The organism is Alteromonas macleodii (assembly GCF_903772925.1).
In the GTDB taxonomy this organism is placed as follows: Bacteria; Pseudomonadota; Gammaproteobacteria; order Enterobacterales; family Alteromonadaceae; genus Alteromonas; species Alteromonas macleodii_A.
The window spans coordinates 859,526-879,366 of sequence record NZ_LR812090.1; the positions used below are offsets into that span (position 1 = coordinate 859,526).

Here is a 19,841-nt window from a genome sequence, read left to right on the forward strand (position 1 = left end):
TAGTATGTTTGGTGTATTTATTAAACGTCCGGTGATGGCGATCATGCTATCCCTTATGATTATCTTTTTAGGCGCGCTTTCGGTTTTTACCTTGCCGACTTCTCAATTTCCAGATATCGCTCCCCCCAGGGTTTTAATTTCATTGGCATACCCTGGTTCAAGTGCTGATGTACTCGTAAAGTCATCCTTGGTGACCATTGAGCGTTCGATAAATGGTGTGCCTGGCATGAAGTACATTGTGTCTGATGCCACAAGTGCCGGTGAAGCTACTATCCAAGTTATCTTTGACTTGGATGTAGACCCTAACCAAGCGTTAATAAACGTGAAAACGCGGCTTGACCAGATAATGAACCGGCTCCCGCAGTTGGTACAACTAGAGGGGGTGGTACTCCAAAGGGTGCAGCCAAGCATGTTGATGTACATCAACGTGTACAGCACAGACGAAGACGCCGATGAGAAGTTCCTTTATAACTACTCGAACATTAACGTTATACCAGAAATACAGCGTGTTAACGGTATTGCCAGCGCTAAAATATTGGGTAGTCGGCAGTATGCTATGCGCATCTGGTTAAAGCCAGATCGCATGCGAGCGTATAATATTTCAGTCGATGAAGTGATGGAGTCGATTGATGAGCAAAGCCTTATTGGTCGTCCAGGCCGACTCGGACGAAGCTCGGGAATAAGTGCGCAGTCTAAAGAATATGTGCTTGTTTATGAAGGACGGTACGACGAGCCTGATGAATACAAAAATATCATTATCAGAGCGGATAGTGACGGCAAGCTGCTTAAATTAAGTGACATAGCAGATGTAGAGCTTAGCAGTGAGTTTTTCGATATCTATTCAAACAAAGATGGGTATCCTTCTGCGGCAATCGTGTTAAAGCAAAATTATGGCAGTAGCGCTAATGAAGTGATATCTCAAGTAAAAGCTAAAATGGCAGAGCTTGAAGAAACCTTTCCGGAAGGCATGAAATACGAAATTAACTATGACGTGTCTAAGTTTCTCGATGCATCGATAGAACAGGTACTACATACCTTATTTGAAGCATTTATCTTAGTTTCGCTGGTGGTTTTCATCTTTTTGGGAGACTGGCGTTCTACCTTGATTCCTCTATTGGCCGTCCCCGTATCCTTAATTGGTACCTTCTTTTGTATGCAAGCGACGGGGGTAAACATTAACCTGATCACCCTTTTCGCGTTGGTATTGGCTATCGGAATTGTGGTAGATAACGCCATTGTTATCGTCGAAGCTGTGCATGCCAAAATGGAAGAGAGCGCTAGCTTGACGCCTTATATGGCGACGCAGCAGGTATTAGGTGAAATGGGCGGCGCTATTATTGCTATCACGCTTGTGATGACAGCAGTATTTGTGCCTTTAGTGTTTATGACTGGGCCGGTGGGCGTCTTTTATCGTCAATTCTCTATCACCATGGCATCGTCTATTATCATTTCTTGTATTGTAGCGCTTTCGCTAACGCCAGTGTTGTGCGCGATGCTGCTTAAAAATCCGCATACATATACCAAAAAAGCCACGCCAATCAGTAAGCTTATTGATGTATTTAATCGTTGGTTTGACAAGCTCACCGGTGGTTACACTAACATTATTAAAGCGTTAGTAACCCGTCGCGTGGTGACTATTCTGTCGCTCTTTGCGTTTGTCGCAGGCACGATTGGTTTCAATCACATTCTTCCGACTGGTTTTATTCCCGGAGAAGATCAGGGGCAAATTTACGCCATTATTCAAACCCCTCCAGGAAGTACCCTTGAAGTAACAAATGAAGTAGCACGAGAGCTTCAAACCCTTGCCCTAGATGTCGAAGGGGTGTCATCAGTTTCTTCACTCGCAGGTTATGAAATCTTAACGGAGGGTCGTGGCTCTAATGCGGGTACTTGTCTAATTAACCTTAAAGACTGGGCAAATAGAGACCAGACGGTACAGGAAATCATTGAAGAACTTGAAGCTAAGACCCATCACCTTGGTGCTGTGGTTGAATACTTTGAGCCCCCTGTAGTGCCTGGCTATGGTGCATCATCTGGGCTTTCATTCCGTTTACTCGATAAAACGAACACAACGGACTACCAAGAGTTTGATGAAATAAACCAATCCTTTATGGATGAACTGTCAAAACGTAAAGAGCTCAAAGGGCTATTTACTTTCTACGCGGCTAATTATCCGCAATATAAAATTGAAATAGATAATCAAGCAGCGATGCAAAAGGGCGTATCAATTGGTAAGGCAATGGAAAACCTTAACATTTTGATTGGTAGTACCTACGAGCAAGGCTTTACCCGTTTTAATAACTTTTACAAGGTGTATACCCAAAGTGCCCCAGAGTATCGTCGTTACCCTAGCGATTTAATGGACTACTACGTTAAAAATGAGGAAGGTGAAATGGTGCCTTACTCTGCGTTTATGAAGCTAATTAAAACGCAAGGGCCAAATGAAATCACTCGATACAACCTGTACACCTCTGCAGCCATTCGAGCGGAGCCCGCAAAAGGCTATACCTCTGCCGAAGCCATTAAAGCGGTAGAAGAAGTCGCCGCAGCAACGTTACCCAAAGGCTATGACATAGGTTGGGAAGGGCTATCTTTTGATGAGGCGAAACGCGGTAGTGAAGCCATCGTCATATTCGGTGTAGTTCTACTATTTGTATATATCGTATTGGCGTCGCAATATGAAAGCTTATTGCTTCCCCTAGCGGTTATATTGTCTTTGCCGAGCGGCCTGATTGGTTCATTTATTCTGCTTGACCTAATGGGCTTAGCGAACGATGTTTACGCGCAATTAGGGCTTGTAATGCTAGTTGGACTGCTGGGCAAAAACGCCGTGCTGATTGTTGAATACGCGGTACAGAAAAATCAGCAGGGTTTATCTATCGCAGAAGCCGCCGTCGACGCAGCAAAACAGCGATTTCGTCCTATATTAATGACCTCATTTTCGTTCGTGGCGGGGCTTATCCCTCTGGTCATCGCCACAGGTGCAGGTGCGGTAGGAAACCGAACTATTGGTGCTTCAGCACTGGGAGGTACACTTTGCGGTAGCGTCTTCGGCATCATAGTTATTCCAGGCTTGTACTACCTTTTCGCTAAGTTAGAAGAGGGTAAGTCGCTAATTAAAAACGAAGATCACGTTCCACTTACAGAAACCTACCACTACAACGATGAGGTGCTAAGCGATGAAAAATAACACGCGTCTTTTGAAAAAGCCTCTTTTTATGGCGATTGGCAGTGCACTTCTAGTTCAAGCGTGTGCTATCCCGACAATAGAAACTCGGGACCCGAATGTAACTTTGCCAGAACAGTTCAGAGCAAGTACAAGGCAAAGTACTGATCTTAGTACAGAGCTGGGCACTCAATTAAGCAATAATTCCAGTAATGGTGAAGCAAAAATTAAATGGGAGGCGTGGTTCAACGACCCGTATTTAACAGCGTTAGTTGAAACCGCTGTAGCAAATAACAAGGAAGTCGCCGTACTTGTACAGCGCATCAATATGGCGTCTAACGAGGTGTATGCACGGGAAGGGGAATACTTACCAAGCGTGTCTGCAGGTGTTGCTGCTGAAACCGAAAAAGTGGGTGAATATACCCGAGAAGGCGCGGTGGAAGAGCAGCTTGATATCAGAGAAGGTGAAGCATTCCCTGACCCCTTAGCTAATTTAAAGCTTGGGTTGAATGCGTCTTGGGAAGTGGATATCTGGCACAAGCTCAGGGATGCTTCAAAGGTAGCGTCACTTGAATATTTAGCTTCTATTGAGAGTAAAAACTTCTTTATCACTCAACTTGTTTCTGAAGTGTCTCGTAGCTACTACGAACTACTAGCTTTGGATAACAAGCTGGCGACTATTGATGCCACAATAAAGCTGCAGCGCAACGTTATACATACCATTAATACACTTAAAGAATATGGCCGAGCTTCTTCTTTACCTGTGGCGCGCTTTAACGCTGAAGTGAAGAAAAATGAAAGTGAACGCTTTCTCATAAAACAAGAAATTGTGGAGAAAGAGAACACAATCAATCTATTGTTAGGGCGCATGCCTCAGCCTATTCAACGAAATAGTAACGCTTTGTTTAGCGAAGACATTGTTAAGCCTAATATTGGAGTGCCTGCTTCACTGTTAGAAAACCGACCCGATATTCGAGAGGCTGAACTTACGCTGCAGGCTGCAAACTTAAATATAGAGGTAGCTAAAGCGAACTTTTACCCTTCATTAGAGCTTAAAGCAGGGGTAGGGTTGTCAGCGTTTGATAGCCGGTATTTGTTTAATATACCAGAGTCACTGGCCTATTCGCTATCTGGCGATATCTTTGCTCCTTTAATTAATCGACGTGCTATTGAAGCTGTTTATAAAAATGCGAGTGCCGAGCAGGTCCAGGCCGCCTATGAGTACGAGCTGACGCTGCTAAAAGCGGTGTCAGAAGTGTCCAATAGTTTGTCTAAGTTGGACAATCTGGGAAAAAGTGCGGATGCTAAAAAAGCGCAAATTTCTTCCTTGGAATCGTCAGTGGATATTGCAAATCGGTTGTTTACGTCAGCGCATGGTGAGTATTTAGAAGTGCTATTGGCGCAGCGCGAAGCATTAGAAGCGCGCAGTGAGTTTATAGAAACTCGTCAGCAGCAACTGGCAGCACTCGTTGACTTATATCAGGCCCTAGGAGGAGGCTGGCAATCTTCGTCGACCTAAATTAAGTTACCTAAGCTGAAAGCTGTTAAGGAGAGCAATTGCTCTCCTTTTTTTGTTTTATCGTCTTCTTTAAGCATTCCAACGTTTAATTCTTATAGGTCATAATATTTAAGTAAGATGAAAAAATTGAGCGATCACCGCCAACACAAGACGGCAGAACAATAATCATAATCTAAAGGTGAACTATGTCTTTTTTTAAAAATAGACGATTACAGCAAATAATTAAGCGGAATCGAGGGGCGTTGACTTTATTGAGTCTTGGTGCACTGGCGTTGTCCTCCCCTGTATTTGCAAATTCTCAGTCGGAAGATGCTACCTCAGAGAAAAATGCGTTTTTCCAATCGGAAGATATCTTTAATTTGGAATACGTCAGTGATGTCCAGATATCTCCAGACGGTAAAAATATCGCCTATGTGCGTCGCTCAAACGACATTATGTCAGATAGTAGCCGTGCAAATGTCTGGCTAGCGTCGGTTGATGGCAAGTCAAACCGCCCCTTACTGTCGTCGAAAAAAAGTTACTATTCTATTCGCTGGTCACCAGACGGCAGCCGATTGGCTTACCTTTCTAATGCAGAAGGTAAACCGCAATTGTATGTACGCTGGATGGATACAGGGCAAACAGCGTTAGTTACCAATGTTACTTCAAGTCCCAGTAACATTACGTGGTCACCTGACGGTAAATACATTGCTTTCACCATGAGTGTAGATGCAAAGGAAAAGCCGCTTGAGGTTAATATGCCTAAAAAGCCAGACGGTGCAAAGTGGTCTCCTAGCTTTGAATATATCACTAAGGCGCGTTATCAAGCCGATGGCAAAGGCGTGCTTGACCCTGCCTATACACATATCTTTATTGTCCCTTCTGACGGAGGCACGGCAAGGCAATTAACCTCGGGCAATTATCATCACAAAGGGCGGTTAAGTTTTGCGCCGAACGGGAAGAAGATTTATTTCTCTGCTAATCGCAGTGATAACTGGGAGTATGAACCCCTTGAGGCCGATATATTTTCTGTTGATATGAAGGGAAATATTGAACAGTTGACGCAGGCTAAAGGGCGAGAATCGTCACCTGTTGTATCGCCGGACGGAAAGCATATTGCTTATGCGTATCGTGACGACGAAAAAGTGATGTACAAAAATAGCTATTTGTATGTAATGAATAGCAACGGCTCTGAACAAAGAAATATAACCAAAGACATTGATAACTCGGTGTCTAATTTTTACTGGAAAGACAACAAACGTATCTACTTTCAACAATCAGTTCGTGGTCTAGTACAAGTTAATACAGTGTCTCTGTCGGGCAGAGTGAAAACAGTGGCTAGTGGATTAGGTGGCACTACCCTTGGTCGACCTTACGTGTTTGGTACTTATCATGCGGTAGGCGATGTGGTCGCTTACACCAAAGGGCGTACAGACCGTCCTGCAGATTTGTTTGTCACTACAAAAAACGAACGACAACTTACGGCACTTAATGAAGACGTTTTAGGACACAAACAATTAGGTGAAGTTAAGGAAATAGTCTATCAATCTTCTATTGATGGCGAAGAAATACAAGGTTGGTACATCCTGCCGCCAAACTATGACAGCTCGAAAACCTATCCGCTAATTTTAGAAATTCACGGTGGACCTAATCTCGCTTATGGCCCTGTCTTTACCGCTGAGCTACAGCGCATGGCAGCCGAGGGCTATGTGGTGTTTTATGATAATCACAGAGGCAGTACGGGTTATGGTGAGCGCTTTGCACTGCTACTTCAGGGGAAGTATAGCTCTGAGTACGACTTTGCCGACCATATGTCTGGAGTAGACGCGCTGATTGAAAAAGGCATTGCCGATCCAGAACGTTTATTTATAACGGGTGGCTCAGCAGGTGGTATTGCATCAGCCTATGCCATTGGACTTACAAACCGTTTTAAAGCAGCCGTGGTTGCAAAACCCGTTATTAATTGGTTATCAAAGGTATTGACTGCCGATTCGGGCCTGTACCAGATACCTTTCCAATTCCCTGGCAAGCCTTGGGATAACGTAGAACACTATTGGAAGCGCTCGCCATTATCGCTCGTGGGCAATGTAACTACCCCCACTATGTTGATTACTGGAGTGGAAGATAAACGCACGCCAATGTCTGAAACTGAGCAGTTCTATCAAGCGTTAAAACTTCAAAAGGTTGATAGTGTACTGGTAAAAGTACCCGGCTCACCTCATGGTATTGCCTCTAAACCTTCTAGAATGATTGGTAAAGTGGAAAACATTTTGGCGTGGTTTAAAAAATACGACAGCGCGCACTTTGATGATGCCAAAGCCAAAGCCGAAGCCGAGTAACTAAATCAACGTTTAGAAACGTTAGTTTCGCAAGGCTAGAGATAAATGGGGCTACTGTTCCGATTCAATCGGTTCAAGGCCCCATTTTTATAATTCGAGCCTAACGTTTTTGTCATTCTACAGTGGGATGTAACTGCGAAATATCCGGTACAACCGTAAGTTTTAGATCGAGCGCCTTCCAGTAGTGGCTTTCTCTTAACAAGTCTGCAGAGATAATAGGTTTTTCATCTAACCAGCCTTCTGGAAAAGTAATGACCAGTTCGTTCTTTTCTACGTTAACAACGAGATCAGGTAAAAAGCCCTCTTGGCGTTTAATATTAAGCAGTACACCCAAACGAAGTAACGCAATTAAATGTTTTACCGACTGCTCGTCGAAAAGGTTGAACGTAGGGAGTTCATTAGTACGGATTTTCTTTCTATGAAAACGCACGAGTGTAGCGAGCAACAACTGTTGTTCTTGCGTAAACCCAGGCATGTCCACGTTGCCAAGAATATAGGCACTGTGTTTTTGAATACCCCGAGAGTTAATTTGCATGCCTACTTCATGAAGTAAAGCAGCCCAACCAAGCATACTTTTAAAGTCACGCCCTTTAAGTTTCCATTCTTTTTCAACATCATCGAAAAGTGACAGCGTTGTGTTAAGCACCATGGTGGCTTGGGTTGTATCTACATCGTAACGGGTTGCCAAACTACTTGCTGTTCTGCCGCGTATATCAGCGTGATGAAGCTCATCTTCCATCTGATAGAGTACACCCTCGCGCAAGGCGGCAGGCGAATAAACCAAGCCTTCAATTTCTAGCGCTCTGAAAACAGCAATAAGAATAGCTAGACCACCTGCAATAACAACACGACGATCTTCACTTAAATCTGGATAGCTTAATTTGTCTATATGGCCTGCGCTTATGAATTGCTTCATTAAATTGCGCAAACTTTTAAGCGTTACCGGAATATCGTGGCCATTAGGTCTGTCTTGCTGACAAAGAGTGAACAGCGAACGAATAGTTCCTGACGTACCGATACATTGAACCCAGCCAAGTCTGCGATACTTATTGTCAATTAACTCAAGTTCTTGTTGCGCTGCCGTGATAGCGCGGTTGAACGCTTTAGATTTTAGCTCTCCGTCTGGGAAAAAGCGTTTGGTATAGCTAACACACCCCATTTGAAGACTGCGGCAAAGTAAAGGCGTGAACCCTTCGCCAATAACAAATTCCGTTGAACCACCGCCAATATCAACTACCAGCTGTTGACCGTCTGCATGATTAGTATGGGCTACGCCAGAGTAAATAAGACGCGCTTCTTCTACACCAGAAATCACCTCTATAGGGTAGGGAAGGATGTCTCTTGCTGCGCTAATAAAGTCCCGAGCGTTACGGGCCTTACGCAGTGTGTGAGTGGCAACGATTCTAACCGAGTCAGGCTCAAAGCCTTTCAGACTTTCTGCCACTACCTTAAGCATAGCTAGCCCGCGCTCCATTGCCTCATCAGACAACAGGTCGTCTTCGTTGAGCCCTTCGGCCAAGCGAACTTTTTGTTTAACTCTATGCAAAATTTGCACAGACCCAGCAACAATACGTGCTACTACTAAGTGAAAACTATTCGAGCCAATATCGAGTGCTGCGACTTTACTGACTTCGCGGGTTTCCACGTCATTAAAAACTGATTCGTGCTGGGTCATGTACTAATTTTATATCCTACATAGTGTCTTCTAGCTTCTTCAAATAGTCATATATTTCTATTTGCGAGCGAAGTTTTTTGCGATTTCCCCTCGCAACGTACTTGTTGCTCTGATCCTTGTCAATCACTCGAGCTTTCAGGGTATCTTTAAATTGTAGTTCCATTATATCAACAATGCGCTGTTGAAGACCTTTATCGTAAACCGGGCAGCCAACTTCTATGCGGTTGTCCATGTTTCGGGTCATCCAGTCAGCAGATGAGATATACACTTTTCTCTCGCCGCCGCCTTCAAAAATCATCACGCGAGGGTGTTCAAGGAATCTATCAACAATAGAGATGATTTCGATGTTTTCACTTATGCCTTTTATTCCGGGATTAAGTGAGCACATACCACGCACAATACCGCGGATCTTAACCCCGGCTTGGCTTGCGCGATATAAATCATCAATAAGTTCTTTATCAACAAGATTGTTAATCTTAAAAGTGATTTGGGCATCTTGGCCCTGATTCAGATGCTGAATTTCTTGACGAATTAACGACTGAATTTTGGTTCTGGCATTTAAAGGTGATATTTGTAGGTGCTGGAATTTATAACGCCGGTAAGGGTATTGAATAAGATCGAATACCGCCACCCCTTCATTAGCCAACTCTTGATTGCGAGTGAACAAGCTGTAATCGGTATAAATTTTCGCGGTTTTCTCGTTGAAGTTACCCGTACCAAAATGGGCATAGTTCACTAAGCTGCCCCGTTCTTCGCGAGTCACAATGCACAGCTTGGAGTGAATTTTTAGGGTGGGCACACCAAGCACTACACGAATGCCCGCATCTGTCATGCGCTTAGACCATTCAATGTTTGCTTCTTCGTCAAAGCGCGCGCGAAGCTCTACGACTACGGTTACTTTTTTACCGTTATCTACCGCATCAATTAACGAGTTTATTATGCGCGAATTACTCGCCACCCGATAAATATTAATGCGTATGGTTTTAACGTTCGGGTCGAAAGCAGCCTGACGCACGAACTCAGTAAAGTGAAGGAAGCGGTGATACGGGTAATACAACAGAATGTCCCGTGCGGTTATCGCATCAAATACCGTGTTGTGTTTAGAAAATGCCTTGCTGTCGATAGCGGGGAGCGGTGCGTGTTCAAGATAATCCCGCCCCACATTTGGAAAACCTATGAAGTCTTTAAAGTTGCGATAGTGCCCTGCAGCGTGCATGGTATCGAGCTTGGTAATCTTAAGGCGCTTGCGAAGATCTGTCTGCATATCTTCTGGCATATCAGTGTCATAGATAACACGCACTGGCTCAGCAATAAGACGCTGCTTCATGCTTTCTGACATTTTTTCAACGAAACTTTCGTCAATTTCTTCGTTAATCGAGTATTCCGCGTCGCGGGTCATTTTAAATGAGAAAGCTTCAATTTCGTCAAATTTCACAAAACCGCGGAAAATATCTTCAATGCACAGCTGAATCATGTCATCGAGCATAACAATGCTCTTTTTCTTACGGCTCTTTTGCGGAGGGATCAGCATAAAGCGCGACATCTCAGAAGTGGGAACTTGAATAACGGCGAATTTAGGGTTGCGTTCTTTTCTACGTAACGCAACATACAAATAAACAGAGTTTCCGTTTAAGCGGCTTAGTAGATCTGTTTTCTTATCAATAAGAATAGGCGCAATATGGCGCAATGCTTTGTTGATAAAATAATTGCGTACCCACTGCTTCTGATAATCGTCTAAGTCATCTTTACGCAGGATATGAATATTGTAGCGGGCAAGGGTTTTGACGACGTCTTTATGGATTTGGTCAAATTTTTCAGAAAGCTGTACTACTTTCTTTTGTATTTGCGCCATAAGTTCGGTGAGGCGCTCTGCTTCTTCTTCGTTCCCGTCGTTTTGCGCAATAGTGATAAGGCGTTTAACATCCGCCGCGCGTACCCGATAAAATTCATCAAGGTTATTAGAGTAAATACCAAGAAAGCGAATGCGTTCTATTGCAGGGTTATTCTTATCCGCGGCTTCTTGCAATACACGCTCGTTAAACGATAGCCAGCTTAGCTCTTTGGGATAATATAAAACGTCGTTATCCATAATGTCTCAATTCACGTTCATAAAAATGGTCAAAGACTGCCACCAGTCAGTGACACTACTGTGACAACACGTATCCTGGCACTGAAGCCTACGTAATACGTTGCGGTGATTCCGTTACCTATGGGCATGATTCTGAGACACTGCGGTAGTCCCTCGCGCATTCATACCCCTATATTTATCGCGTTGCAGTAATATCTACGACTAAGTCGTTAGCTAACGACTCTAGTGCATCTTGTAATGCGCCGTCGTCGAAGTCTTCCGTTACCGCAATTTCAGCTTTTGCTTTGAAAATCAGGCTACCCCAGTTAGGCGCGCTTTCACAATGAGAAGCAAAAGTGAGAATATTTAAGTTAAACTGGTTAAGTACGGATGTTAGTTCCTGAACAATACCTGTCTTGTCATTGCCCATTACATCTACGGTTAGCTTAGTTGTGTTGTTATTTTTATTGCTTGCAACAGCAACAGATTGAACAGACAAGTCTTTGATGGCGTCTAGCGAATCTACTAAACCTTGCTTATTTTCATCGGCAACATGTACTTCTACAAAGCCGGTGAACATACCCGCCATATGCGCAAAGCTTGACCCTTGCCAGTTGCCCTCATGCTTATATACACACTTAGCGAGTGCGTCTACCAAACCAGGCTTGTCTTTACCCATAATGCTGATAACCAGTGATTGCATGCAAAGCTCCTTATTGGGCGTGTAGAGAAAAACTTTGATCGTCTTCCTGTAGGGTAATACCATAAGCGCCGAGTAGGTTGCGCGAAGGTAATGCTATAAACTTTTGCTTGCTATTAGCATAACAAAACTTACACTGCTCACCAGTGCAATTTAGGGTTATTCTTCTTAAAAAAGAAGAATTTCGAAAATAAAAATGACTAAACAGCCCCATGACTTTCGACAGCAACAGCACAAACAGAAAACGCCAGCGTAGAGATAGTTGGTCGCGCTATGTAGTGACGGGCTTTGGCGGCCTTGTTTTGTTGACCCTGGTTGTTCTTATTACCCATCTCATTAGCCAAGCGCTTCCCCTAGCTTACACTCCTACCTTACATCATCAGTTAAGTGTTGAAACTCCAGATAATGAAAAGGTGATAAGTGCCGGTGACATTATTAATAGTCAGCCTATGCTGGTTAGAAAATCAGACTGTCGATTAGGTCTTAAATTGCTCCAAGGCAAGGATCTGGTAAGTAACCACGAATATATTCGTCCATGCGAGCATAGATTGTCGGCTCACAGTGTGATGGGGGAGAACTATATTGTCGACGTTTCTCCCAACGCGCAGGTACGGGTTTTACCGGTAAGGTCTTTTAACCTGGCAGGCAGTAAGGCAGTGGATATCGCCACTAATGCACCCCAAACAGCCCTATCGAATAGCATTACGTTCGCGCTTCCCAAAGATGAGTGGGATAAGCGCAGTAGCTGGAGCATGGCATTGTCTTCAAAGTGGGCTGTAGCCTCTATCGCTCAAGACGACAGCTTTTTCATTCGTTGGGTAAATCGGCATCGCCCTACGCAGGTGATAGATAAACGTTTTTACAATATAGACAGACTAGTATTGTTACCTGGCAGCGAGAGTGTGTTGCTTCAAGTAGATGACGCCCTTTACCTTAACCGGCTTAATGATAAAGGCGCTTTACTGCTTCCTATCGCGGGAGGCATATCCGGGTCATTAGATGAAACAATTATTTTTCCTTTAGCTAAAGACCGCACCTTCTTCCTAATGGATTCAGAAAATCAAACATTGACCCGCTGGGTGCTCAGTAAAAGTGAAAAAGGTCTCACCTTTGAGCAAACTTATCAGATAGCAGTTCCGGGTGAAAAAGTAAAAGCGGTAACAGAGCACGCCAGTATGAACTTAGTGGCCGTGCTAACTGACAAAGCACGTGTATTGCTAGTAAATAGGGTGTCTGGCGATGTGGTGGCTTCTCAACAAATAGAACGCACCGCTGATAATATCATTTGGTATGGAAATAAGCTTTACAGCTACTCTGACAACACCTTGTCGGTGTGGGAGGGTAAGCATTTAAGTGGTATTACTACGTGGGCATCGCTTTTTGAACCTCAGCACTACGAGGGATATGAAACGGAAGAAACTGTATGGCAAACTACCAGTGCCTCTGACTTTCAAGAGGCGAAATTCAGCTTAACCCCACTTTTAATAGGTAGTATCAAAGCGTCTCTTTTAGCGCTGCTTATAGCTATACCTGTTGCTATCGGCGCTGCAATTTACACCGCGTTTTTCGCTAAAAACCGATTGCGCAACATTGTTAAACCTGCCATCGAGCTGCTTGAAGCTATTCCCAGTGTTCTTATCGGTTTTATCGCGGCCATTTGGTTATCACCAAAGGCTGAGCAGTTTTTATTCTCTTTTGCATTTTTTCTTATTGTTATTCCCTTCGTACTTATCGCGGTTGCTTTAGTGCAGCGCCCCGTTGCAGAACATTTACCAAAGAAGTTTAGGCATGGTGCAGAGCTGTTTTTTGCGATCAGTGGCGTGTTTCTTTTAGGTTTTGTCAGTGTGGAATATGCGCCATCGCTCATTTTCTCGTTGATGGGGGTTGATGGTTTTACGTTGCTAGCGGCAGAGTCAGATAGTCCTATTGGAAAAACGACCATAGTGGTAGCCCTAGCGTTGGGGGTAGCTATTTCACCCAGTATTTACTCGCTAGCTGAAGATGCCATCAATGGCGTGCCTAACGACTTAAAACATGCTTCATTCGCATTGGGAGCGACCCGGCTACAAACTTTGCTGTATGTTGTGCTACATGTTGCCCTACCAGGTATTGTTGCCGCAATAATGTTAGGCTTCGGGCGCGCGTTTGGCGAAACTATGATAGTACTTATGGTAACGGGGAATACGCCAATCTCCAGCTGGGGCCTTATAGAAGGTTTGCGAGCACTCACTGCTAACTTGGCAATTGAACTTCCTGAGGCTGATGTTTCATCAGCGCATTACCAGATTTTATTCTTCACGGCGTGCATTTTGTTTGTGTTTACCTTCGTAGTAAATACCATAGCAGAGCTATTGCGACAGCGTATAAGAAGAAGGGCGTACTATGGCTAATCAAGCATCTTTTGGATTAAATCCAGTCCAACGTCAATCGCTAGTCATTAGTTTAACCGCCTTTTTCACTAGTCTATTGCTGATCGCGCTCGTAAGTGTACTTATACTGATTAGTTTTCGCGGTACCGCCTATTTTTGGCCAGAGCCTATTTACACGGTAAAGGGCGAATATCAAGACGGCTCCACGTTCTCAGTACTTGCAAACCTCTTTGATGAGCCATCAAATAACGACATTACCCTTAAGTATTCGGATGCTCAGCATCCTTATGGTTTTCAAATTCAGTTATCCCGCGGCCAGGTAAGTGATACGCAACTTGCGAAAGAGAGCGCTGAAATTAAGCTGATAGATGGTAGGCGTATTTTAGCGGTACCTGAATATATCGTTGTACCGTCTAAGCCACCGCAAACCCTAGATAATATTGATGCAGTAATAGAAGAAGTAGCACAGATTAGTGCACAAATTGAAGCGCTCAATACTCGTCATCTTGCGCCTATACATGAAGCGCTGTCGCAATTTGATAAACGTAACGTAGTGGAAGATGCGCCGGCAAGAGAGCGTTTAGTTGCTTCATTTAATGAATACCAAAAACGAGTAGAGGCGCTGGAAAGAACACGCGCTGAATATACCTTGCTGGTGAGTTTTGCAGACGGTGCGCCCTTTGTTATTCCCATTTCAAGCATTCAAGATGTGGATTTCGTAAGCCGTTTGAGTACATTCGAAAAATGGCAGGTAGTGTTTTCAGAAATTGGCGTGTTTCTTTCCGATTCCCCTAAGCAAGCTAATACTTCTGGCGGCGTATTCCCCGCCTTGTTTGGCACTGTCCTCATGGTCTTTTTAATGACCATAATTGTAACGCCTTTTGGGGTGCTAGCCGCTATTTACCTAAGTGAGTATGCGCCCAATACCGCGCTAACTACCATTATTCGTGTGAGCGTAAGTAATATGGCGGGGGTACCCTCGATAGTATACGGGGTATTCGGGCTCGGTTTCTTCGTTTATACCCTAGGTGGCAGTATTGATGAGCTATTGTTTAGCGAAACACTGCCCGCGCCAACCATGGGCAGTCCAGGTGTGTTTTGGGCGGCGTTGACCATGGCAATTTTGACTTTGCCTGTGGTTATTGTTGCTACAGAAGAAGGCTTACGCCGTGTACCAGAAGGGTTGAAAGCAGGCAGCTACGCATTAGGTGCAACTAAAATTGAAACCATAGTGCGTACCGTTTTGCCTATTGCATCTCCTGGCATTATGACAGGCGTAATTTTAGCTATTGCAAGGGCGGCAGGAGAAGTTGCTCCTTTAATGCTTGTAGGGGCGGTTAAGTTTGCGCCAACGCTGCCCATAGACGGTGAATTCCCTTATCTTCATCTTGATAGACAGTTTATGCATTTGGGCGTGCTTATTTATGACGGTGCTTTCCACAGCCAAACCGATGGGAAAAGTGCAAGTATGATGTTTGCCGCCTGCTTGCTTTTACTCGTCGTGGTCTTTGTATTAAACATACTGGCAGTGGTACTTAGAGCGCGCCTGCGCAAACGCTATATCAAAGGATAATACAGGTTTTATAACATGTTGAAGTTGTTTGAACACAATACGCTAAACGTTAATGATATTAGTGAAGCACAAACTGCAGTTGAGGTGAAAAACCTCAATTTATGGTTTGGTAATAAGCATGTGTTAAATGACATCAGCATGCGAATACCCAAAAACAAAATTACGGCGTTAATTGGTCAAAGTGGTTGCGGCAAATCAACGCTAATAAGTTGTTTTAATCGCCTTAACGACTTGTATGACGGCTGTAAGTATGAGGGCGAAATTATAATAGACGGTCGAAATATCAATAGCCGTAAAGTAAACGTATCACGCCTTAGATCTAATGTAGGTATGGTATTTCAGCGCCCGAACCCATTCCCTATGAGCATTTATGAAAACGTGTGTTACGGGCTCAAGCTTCAAGGGGTGAAGGTTCGCCGACACTTAGACGATGCTGTTGAAGGCGCATTAAAACAAGCTGCATTGTGGGATGAAGTAAAAGATCGCTTATTTGAATCTGCCCATGTTCTATCTGGCGGACAGCAGCAGCGCTTAGTGATTGCCAGAGCGTTGGCGTTAAAACCTGACATACTTCTGCTAGATGAGCCCACGTCAGCGCTTGACCCCTTAACCACACTCTTTATTGAAGAGCTGATGGACTCGCTAAAAAAGCAGTGCACCATTATTATTGTGACGCACAACATGCAACAAGCAGCACGGGTAAGCGACTATACCGCCTTTTTCCATCAGGGGAGGCTGATAGAGTATGCCGACAGCGATACTCTGTTTACTATGCCGGTTAAAAAGCAAACCGAAGACTACATTACGGGTCGATATGGATAATCAGAAGTGAGTGTTTGTTCATATACGGAATTTTGCATCGATACTGTGTTTCATCGCAGCTCTTTTGACTGCTTTGAGGGCAAAGCGATTTGTGGGATCGAGCAAACGGGAATTATTAGTACTTTAAACAAATGCTACTTACCAAGCTTAAGCCGCGAGGAGAAATTGCCATGCGACAAGTAGCCTTAAATACGCACATCTCTGGTACGTTTAATATTGAGTTAGAAAATTTGCGTAACTCGGTATTGACCATGGGCGGTGAAGTTGAACAGCAGCTGGTGGATACCTTAAAAGCGGTGAAGCACAACCATGCCGCTCTGGCTGAGAAAGTGGTGTTAAATGACTTAAAAATTAACTCCATGGAAATTCAAATTGACGAAGAGTGCTTGCGCATTATTGCCAAGCGTCATCCTACCGCAAGCGATCTGCGTTTAATTATGACCATTTCAAAAGCCATTACCGACATTGAAAGGATGGGTGATGAGATTGAACGTATCGCCAAACTAGTAACGCGCAATAAGCTGCCAAGTTCAGATACCATTAAAAGCAGTATGTTGCTTATTGGTGAGAGGGTAGCGGCTATGATGCGTGGCACATTCGACGCCTTTGCCCGTCAGGATGAAGCAGCGGCACTAGAAGTGTACGACCAAGACAACCGCATTGACAGTGAGTACAAGCGGTTATTGTCCTATACCACGTCAGAAATGCAGAAAAGCACAGACGATATGCAAGATTGGCTGGATGTTTTATGGGCAATGCGTTCGTTAGAACGCATTGGTGATAGATGTAAAAACGTGTGCGAATATGTGGTTTATCTTACTCGCGGTACAGATGTAAGGCATACGCCGCTGGAAAACATGCAGCAAAAACTGGAAGATTTGACGTAATCCTGTCCAAATGGTCAGGATTATTTTGCGTAACGGTATTTAAATATGAATGTTTGCGAAATTTATTTGTCATAAAACTGCAATATTTGGTGAATTTATCATCGCATTCAAATAATTCCGTATACTTTTATCGTTTTTCAGTGATTTTCGCTATGGCTTCTATGATGATTACGTTATCATGCGCCGCAGCCAAGAACAGATCGTGCAAAATTTAATCGAACCTTATGATAAAACACAATTTGTCTTTAACTTCTTTCTCTAACCCTTGGGGTGAAGAGATCATGCTACTTACTCAAGTAGCGTCCAGCCTAAATCGCGTTTAGATCGGGAGCGATTATCCGTGGAATTTTTTGAAAGTTATGGCCTAATTCTTATAATCCTTGCCGCCGGCGTTGGTTTCGTCATGGCATGGGGTATTGGAGCGAATGACGTTGCCAACGCAATGGGTACGTCAGTGGGTTCTAAAGCTTTAACCATAAAACAAGCCATTATCATTGCAATGATATTTGAGTTTGCTGGCGCCTACCTAGCAGGTGGCGAAGTAACGTCTACCATTCGAAAAGGGATTATCGACTCAACCTTTTTTATAGACATACCTGAATACCTAGTATTAGGCATGATCTCGTCACTACTTGCGGCTGGAATATGGCTAGCGGTAGCGTCTTGGTTGGGATGGCCTGTATCTACAACGCACTCTATTATTGGTGCCATCATCGGCTTTACGGCAACTGGCGTCAGTATGGACGCAGTGGCGTGGGATAAAGTGGGTGGTATTGTAGGTAGTTGGGTAGTAACACCGGCTATATCGGGCATCATTGCTTACCTTATCTTTATGAGCGCTCACAAGCTCATCTTCCAAACCGCTTCTCCGTTTGCCAATGCCAAGCGTTATGTGCCGTTTTATATGGCATTAGCGGGCTTTGTTATGTCCCTTGTCACTATTAAGAAGGGGCTTAAGCACGTAGGCTTAGAACTTAGCGCTGTCAACGGTTATTTGCTAGCAATTGGCATAGCTGTAGCACTGGGTTTCTTGGGTAAATGGTTTATAGGCCGTATGAAATTCAGCGGTTCTGAAGATGCAGACTTACAGGCAGCAAACGTTGAAAAAGTATTTGCTCTGCTCATGGTAGTAACTGCGTGCTGTATGGCATTCGCCCACGGCTCTAATGACGTAGCTAACGCAATTGGTCCTCTTGCGGCTGTAGTAAGTGTTGTTACCAGTGGCGGCGAGATTAACGCAAGTGCCACATTGGCTTGGTGGATTTTACCACTAGGCGGTCTAGGGATTGTTGCAGGTCTTGCGTTATTTGGTCATCGCGTTATTAAAACAATCGGCCAAGGTATCACACACTTAACGCCAAGCCGTGGCTTCGCCGCAGAACTAGCCGCAGCGTGTACGGTAGTTATTGCATCAGGTACTGGTTTGCCTATTTCAACTACGCAAACGTTAGTGGGTGCAGTTTTAGGTGTAGGTTTGGCACGTGGTGTTTCAGCACTTAACTTAGGTATTGTTAGGAATATCGTTGTGTCTTGGATTGTGACCTTGCCAGCAGGTGCTCTACTTTCAATTATCTTCTTCTTTATATTGAAAGCAGCGTTTGGCGTAGCTTAGTAAGCTCGCCTAATTGTTATATGCAAAAAGGCCGCGCTTCAATGAAGCGCGGCCTTTTTAGTTTAAATCGATAGTTAATTAACCGTATCAATCTCGTGAGATTGGCGATTCAAATCCTCTTGGTTTAACACCTACCACAGCACACTTTAACTGGTGAATAGTTTCTTCGGCAGTATCACCCATGATGTAGCCGGGCACGCCAAGGCGCGATACTGTGCCCATAACAATTACATCGGTATCTAGCGATGTGGTTGTAGCTGCAATTTCTCGACGCGGGTAACCATGCACAATATGGTTCTTAGGCTGTAAGTATTCCCAGACATTGTCGTCGAGTTCATCAGAAAGTTCAGAAAGTAGCTTCTCTAATTCCTGTTCACGCTCAGCATGAATTTTCGCTAGATCAGTTTCCATTCTGTCGTTATCGACAGTAATAAAGCCATCTCTGGCTATATTTTCCGGTACCGCATCAAATACGTGAACAATATGTAGTTGAGCAAATTCTAATAAGGCTATTTGGCTTGCGTGTCGCAGTATATCGCGGTTAAGGTCGCGTCTTATTGAAACCTCGTGGTTTGGGTAATGATAGTTAAGATCTAGTGCGGCTACTACGTTCTTGTATTGGCTGCGAGGTTTGTGGTTTATAACCCATAAAGGGCAGGGGCATTTGCGAAACAGCTGCATATCCAAACTGCCAAACAGTTTATCCAAAAAGCTCTCTTCCGCTCGCTTAATTACTAAGTCGATATTGTTATTCATTACATAGCGAACGATATCAATTAACGGGTGCCCCACCGTTACTGCTGTCGACACTTCATATTGTTCACTCCAGCTTTCAGCCTGCTGCTTCAACCAAAGCTGGGCTTGAGTTTCCATGGTTTGCTGAGAGTCCACGTAAGAGAATGACTCCATGACCATACTCGCATTAGGCGGGAGTGATTCGAGAGAAAGCATAATGGTAAGCGAGGCTTGGTGAGCTTTGGCGATATGCAGTGCTTGAGCAACTGTGTCATCTTGACGATGTGAGTCGCTCAACACACATAAAATGTTTTTATAATGTCCTTTCATACTGCCCTCAATAGTGGTTCGCTTAATTGATTGAATGATACAAGAGCGGGTCTTACTTCGCTGTAAA

The 19,841-nt window shown here is 44.1% G+C and carries 12 protein-coding genes; 8 read left to right on the forward strand and 4 right to left on the reverse strand.

All coding sequences use genetic code 11. The features are described from left to right. Positions 1-4 precede the first annotated feature (4 nt). From PCAR9_RS03825 to PCAR9_RS03835, 3 genes are all read left to right on the forward strand, one after another. Positions 5-3,190 carry an efflux RND transporter permease subunit gene (locus PCAR9_RS03825; protein WP_179982475.1) on the forward strand — a complete coding sequence of 1,062 codons (3,186 nt, stop codon included), beginning with the start codon at positions 5-7 and terminating at the stop codon, positions 3,188-3,190. Further along, positions 3,180-4,685, forward strand: a complete 1,506-nt coding sequence (locus PCAR9_RS03830) for a TolC family protein (RefSeq protein ID WP_179982476.1) — start codon at positions 3,180-3,182, stop codon at positions 4,683-4,685. Before PCAR9_RS03825 ends, PCAR9_RS03830 begins: the two co-directional genes overlap by 11 nt. Before the next feature lie 185 nt (positions 4,686-4,870). Then, the gene (locus PCAR9_RS03835) at positions 4,871-7,003 is read left to right on the forward strand and encodes an alpha/beta hydrolase family protein (protein WP_179982477.1); all 2,133 of its coding nucleotides are present in this window, start codon (positions 4,871-4,873) and stop codon (positions 7,001-7,003) included. Between the two features lie 112 nt (positions 7,004-7,115). Here the strand turns inward: PCAR9_RS03835 and ppx are convergent, their stop codons facing one another. The 3 genes from ppx to PCAR9_RS03850 form a co-directional block, all read right to left on the reverse strand. Beyond that, positions 7,116-8,678, reverse strand: coding sequence for an exopolyphosphatase (ppx, locus tag PCAR9_RS03840; RefSeq protein WP_179982478.1), 1,563 nt, complete (start codon positions 8,676-8,678; stop codon positions 7,116-7,118). Between the two features lie 16 nt (positions 8,679-8,694). Continuing rightward, complete coding sequence (gene ppk1 / locus PCAR9_RS03845) at positions 8,695-10,767, reverse strand: polyphosphate kinase 1 (protein ID WP_179982479.1); 2,073 nt, start codon at positions 10,765-10,767, stop codon at positions 8,695-8,697. Between the two features lie 175 nt (positions 10,768-10,942). After that, positions 10,943-11,449 carry a glycine cleavage system transcriptional repressor gene (locus PCAR9_RS03850; protein ID WP_179982480.1) on the reverse strand — a complete coding sequence of 169 codons (507 nt, stop codon included), beginning with the start codon at positions 11,447-11,449 and terminating at the stop codon, positions 10,943-10,945. Between the two features lie 209 nt (positions 11,450-11,658). Between PCAR9_RS03850 and PCAR9_RS03855 the strand changes: the two genes are divergently transcribed. The 5 genes from PCAR9_RS03855 to PCAR9_RS03875 all read left to right on the forward strand — a co-directional run bounded on the left by PCAR9_RS03855 (position 11,659) and on the right by PCAR9_RS03875 (position 18,709). Then, a complete protein-coding gene (locus PCAR9_RS03855; protein WP_179982481.1) occupies positions 11,659-13,836 on the forward strand; it encodes an ABC transporter permease subunit in 2,178 nt (725 codons plus the stop codon). Continuing rightward, a complete protein-coding gene (gene pstA / locus PCAR9_RS03860; protein WP_179982482.1) occupies positions 13,829-15,388 on the forward strand; it encodes a phosphate ABC transporter permease PstA in 1,560 nt (519 codons plus the stop codon). Before PCAR9_RS03855 ends, pstA begins: the two co-directional genes overlap by 8 nt. A gap of 15 nt (positions 15,389-15,403) precedes the next feature. Further along, positions 15,404-16,210: a phosphate ABC transporter ATP-binding protein PstB gene (pstB, locus tag PCAR9_RS03865; RefSeq protein WP_179982483.1), complete on the forward strand. Its 807-nt coding sequence runs from the start codon at positions 15,404-15,406 to the stop codon at positions 16,208-16,210. A gap of 170 nt (positions 16,211-16,380) precedes the next feature. Further along, the gene (gene phoU, locus PCAR9_RS03870) at positions 16,381-17,097 is read left to right on the forward strand and encodes a phosphate signaling complex protein PhoU (RefSeq protein ID WP_014948403.1); all 717 of its coding nucleotides are present in this window, start codon (positions 16,381-16,383) and stop codon (positions 17,095-17,097) included. A 340-nt stretch (positions 17,098-17,437) separates the two neighbouring features. Beyond that, the gene (locus PCAR9_RS03875) at positions 17,438-18,709 is read left to right on the forward strand and encodes an inorganic phosphate transporter (RefSeq protein WP_179982484.1); all 1,272 of its coding nucleotides are present in this window, start codon (positions 17,438-17,440) and stop codon (positions 18,707-18,709) included. Positions 18,710-18,796: 87 nt separating this feature from the next. Here the strand turns inward: PCAR9_RS03875 and PCAR9_RS03880 are convergent, their stop codons facing one another. Further along, the gene (locus tag PCAR9_RS03880; protein ID WP_179982485.1) at positions 18,797-19,774 is read right to left on the reverse strand and encodes a universal stress protein; all 978 of its coding nucleotides are present in this window, start codon (positions 19,772-19,774) and stop codon (positions 18,797-18,799) included. Positions 19,775-19,841 lie beyond the last annotated feature (67 nt).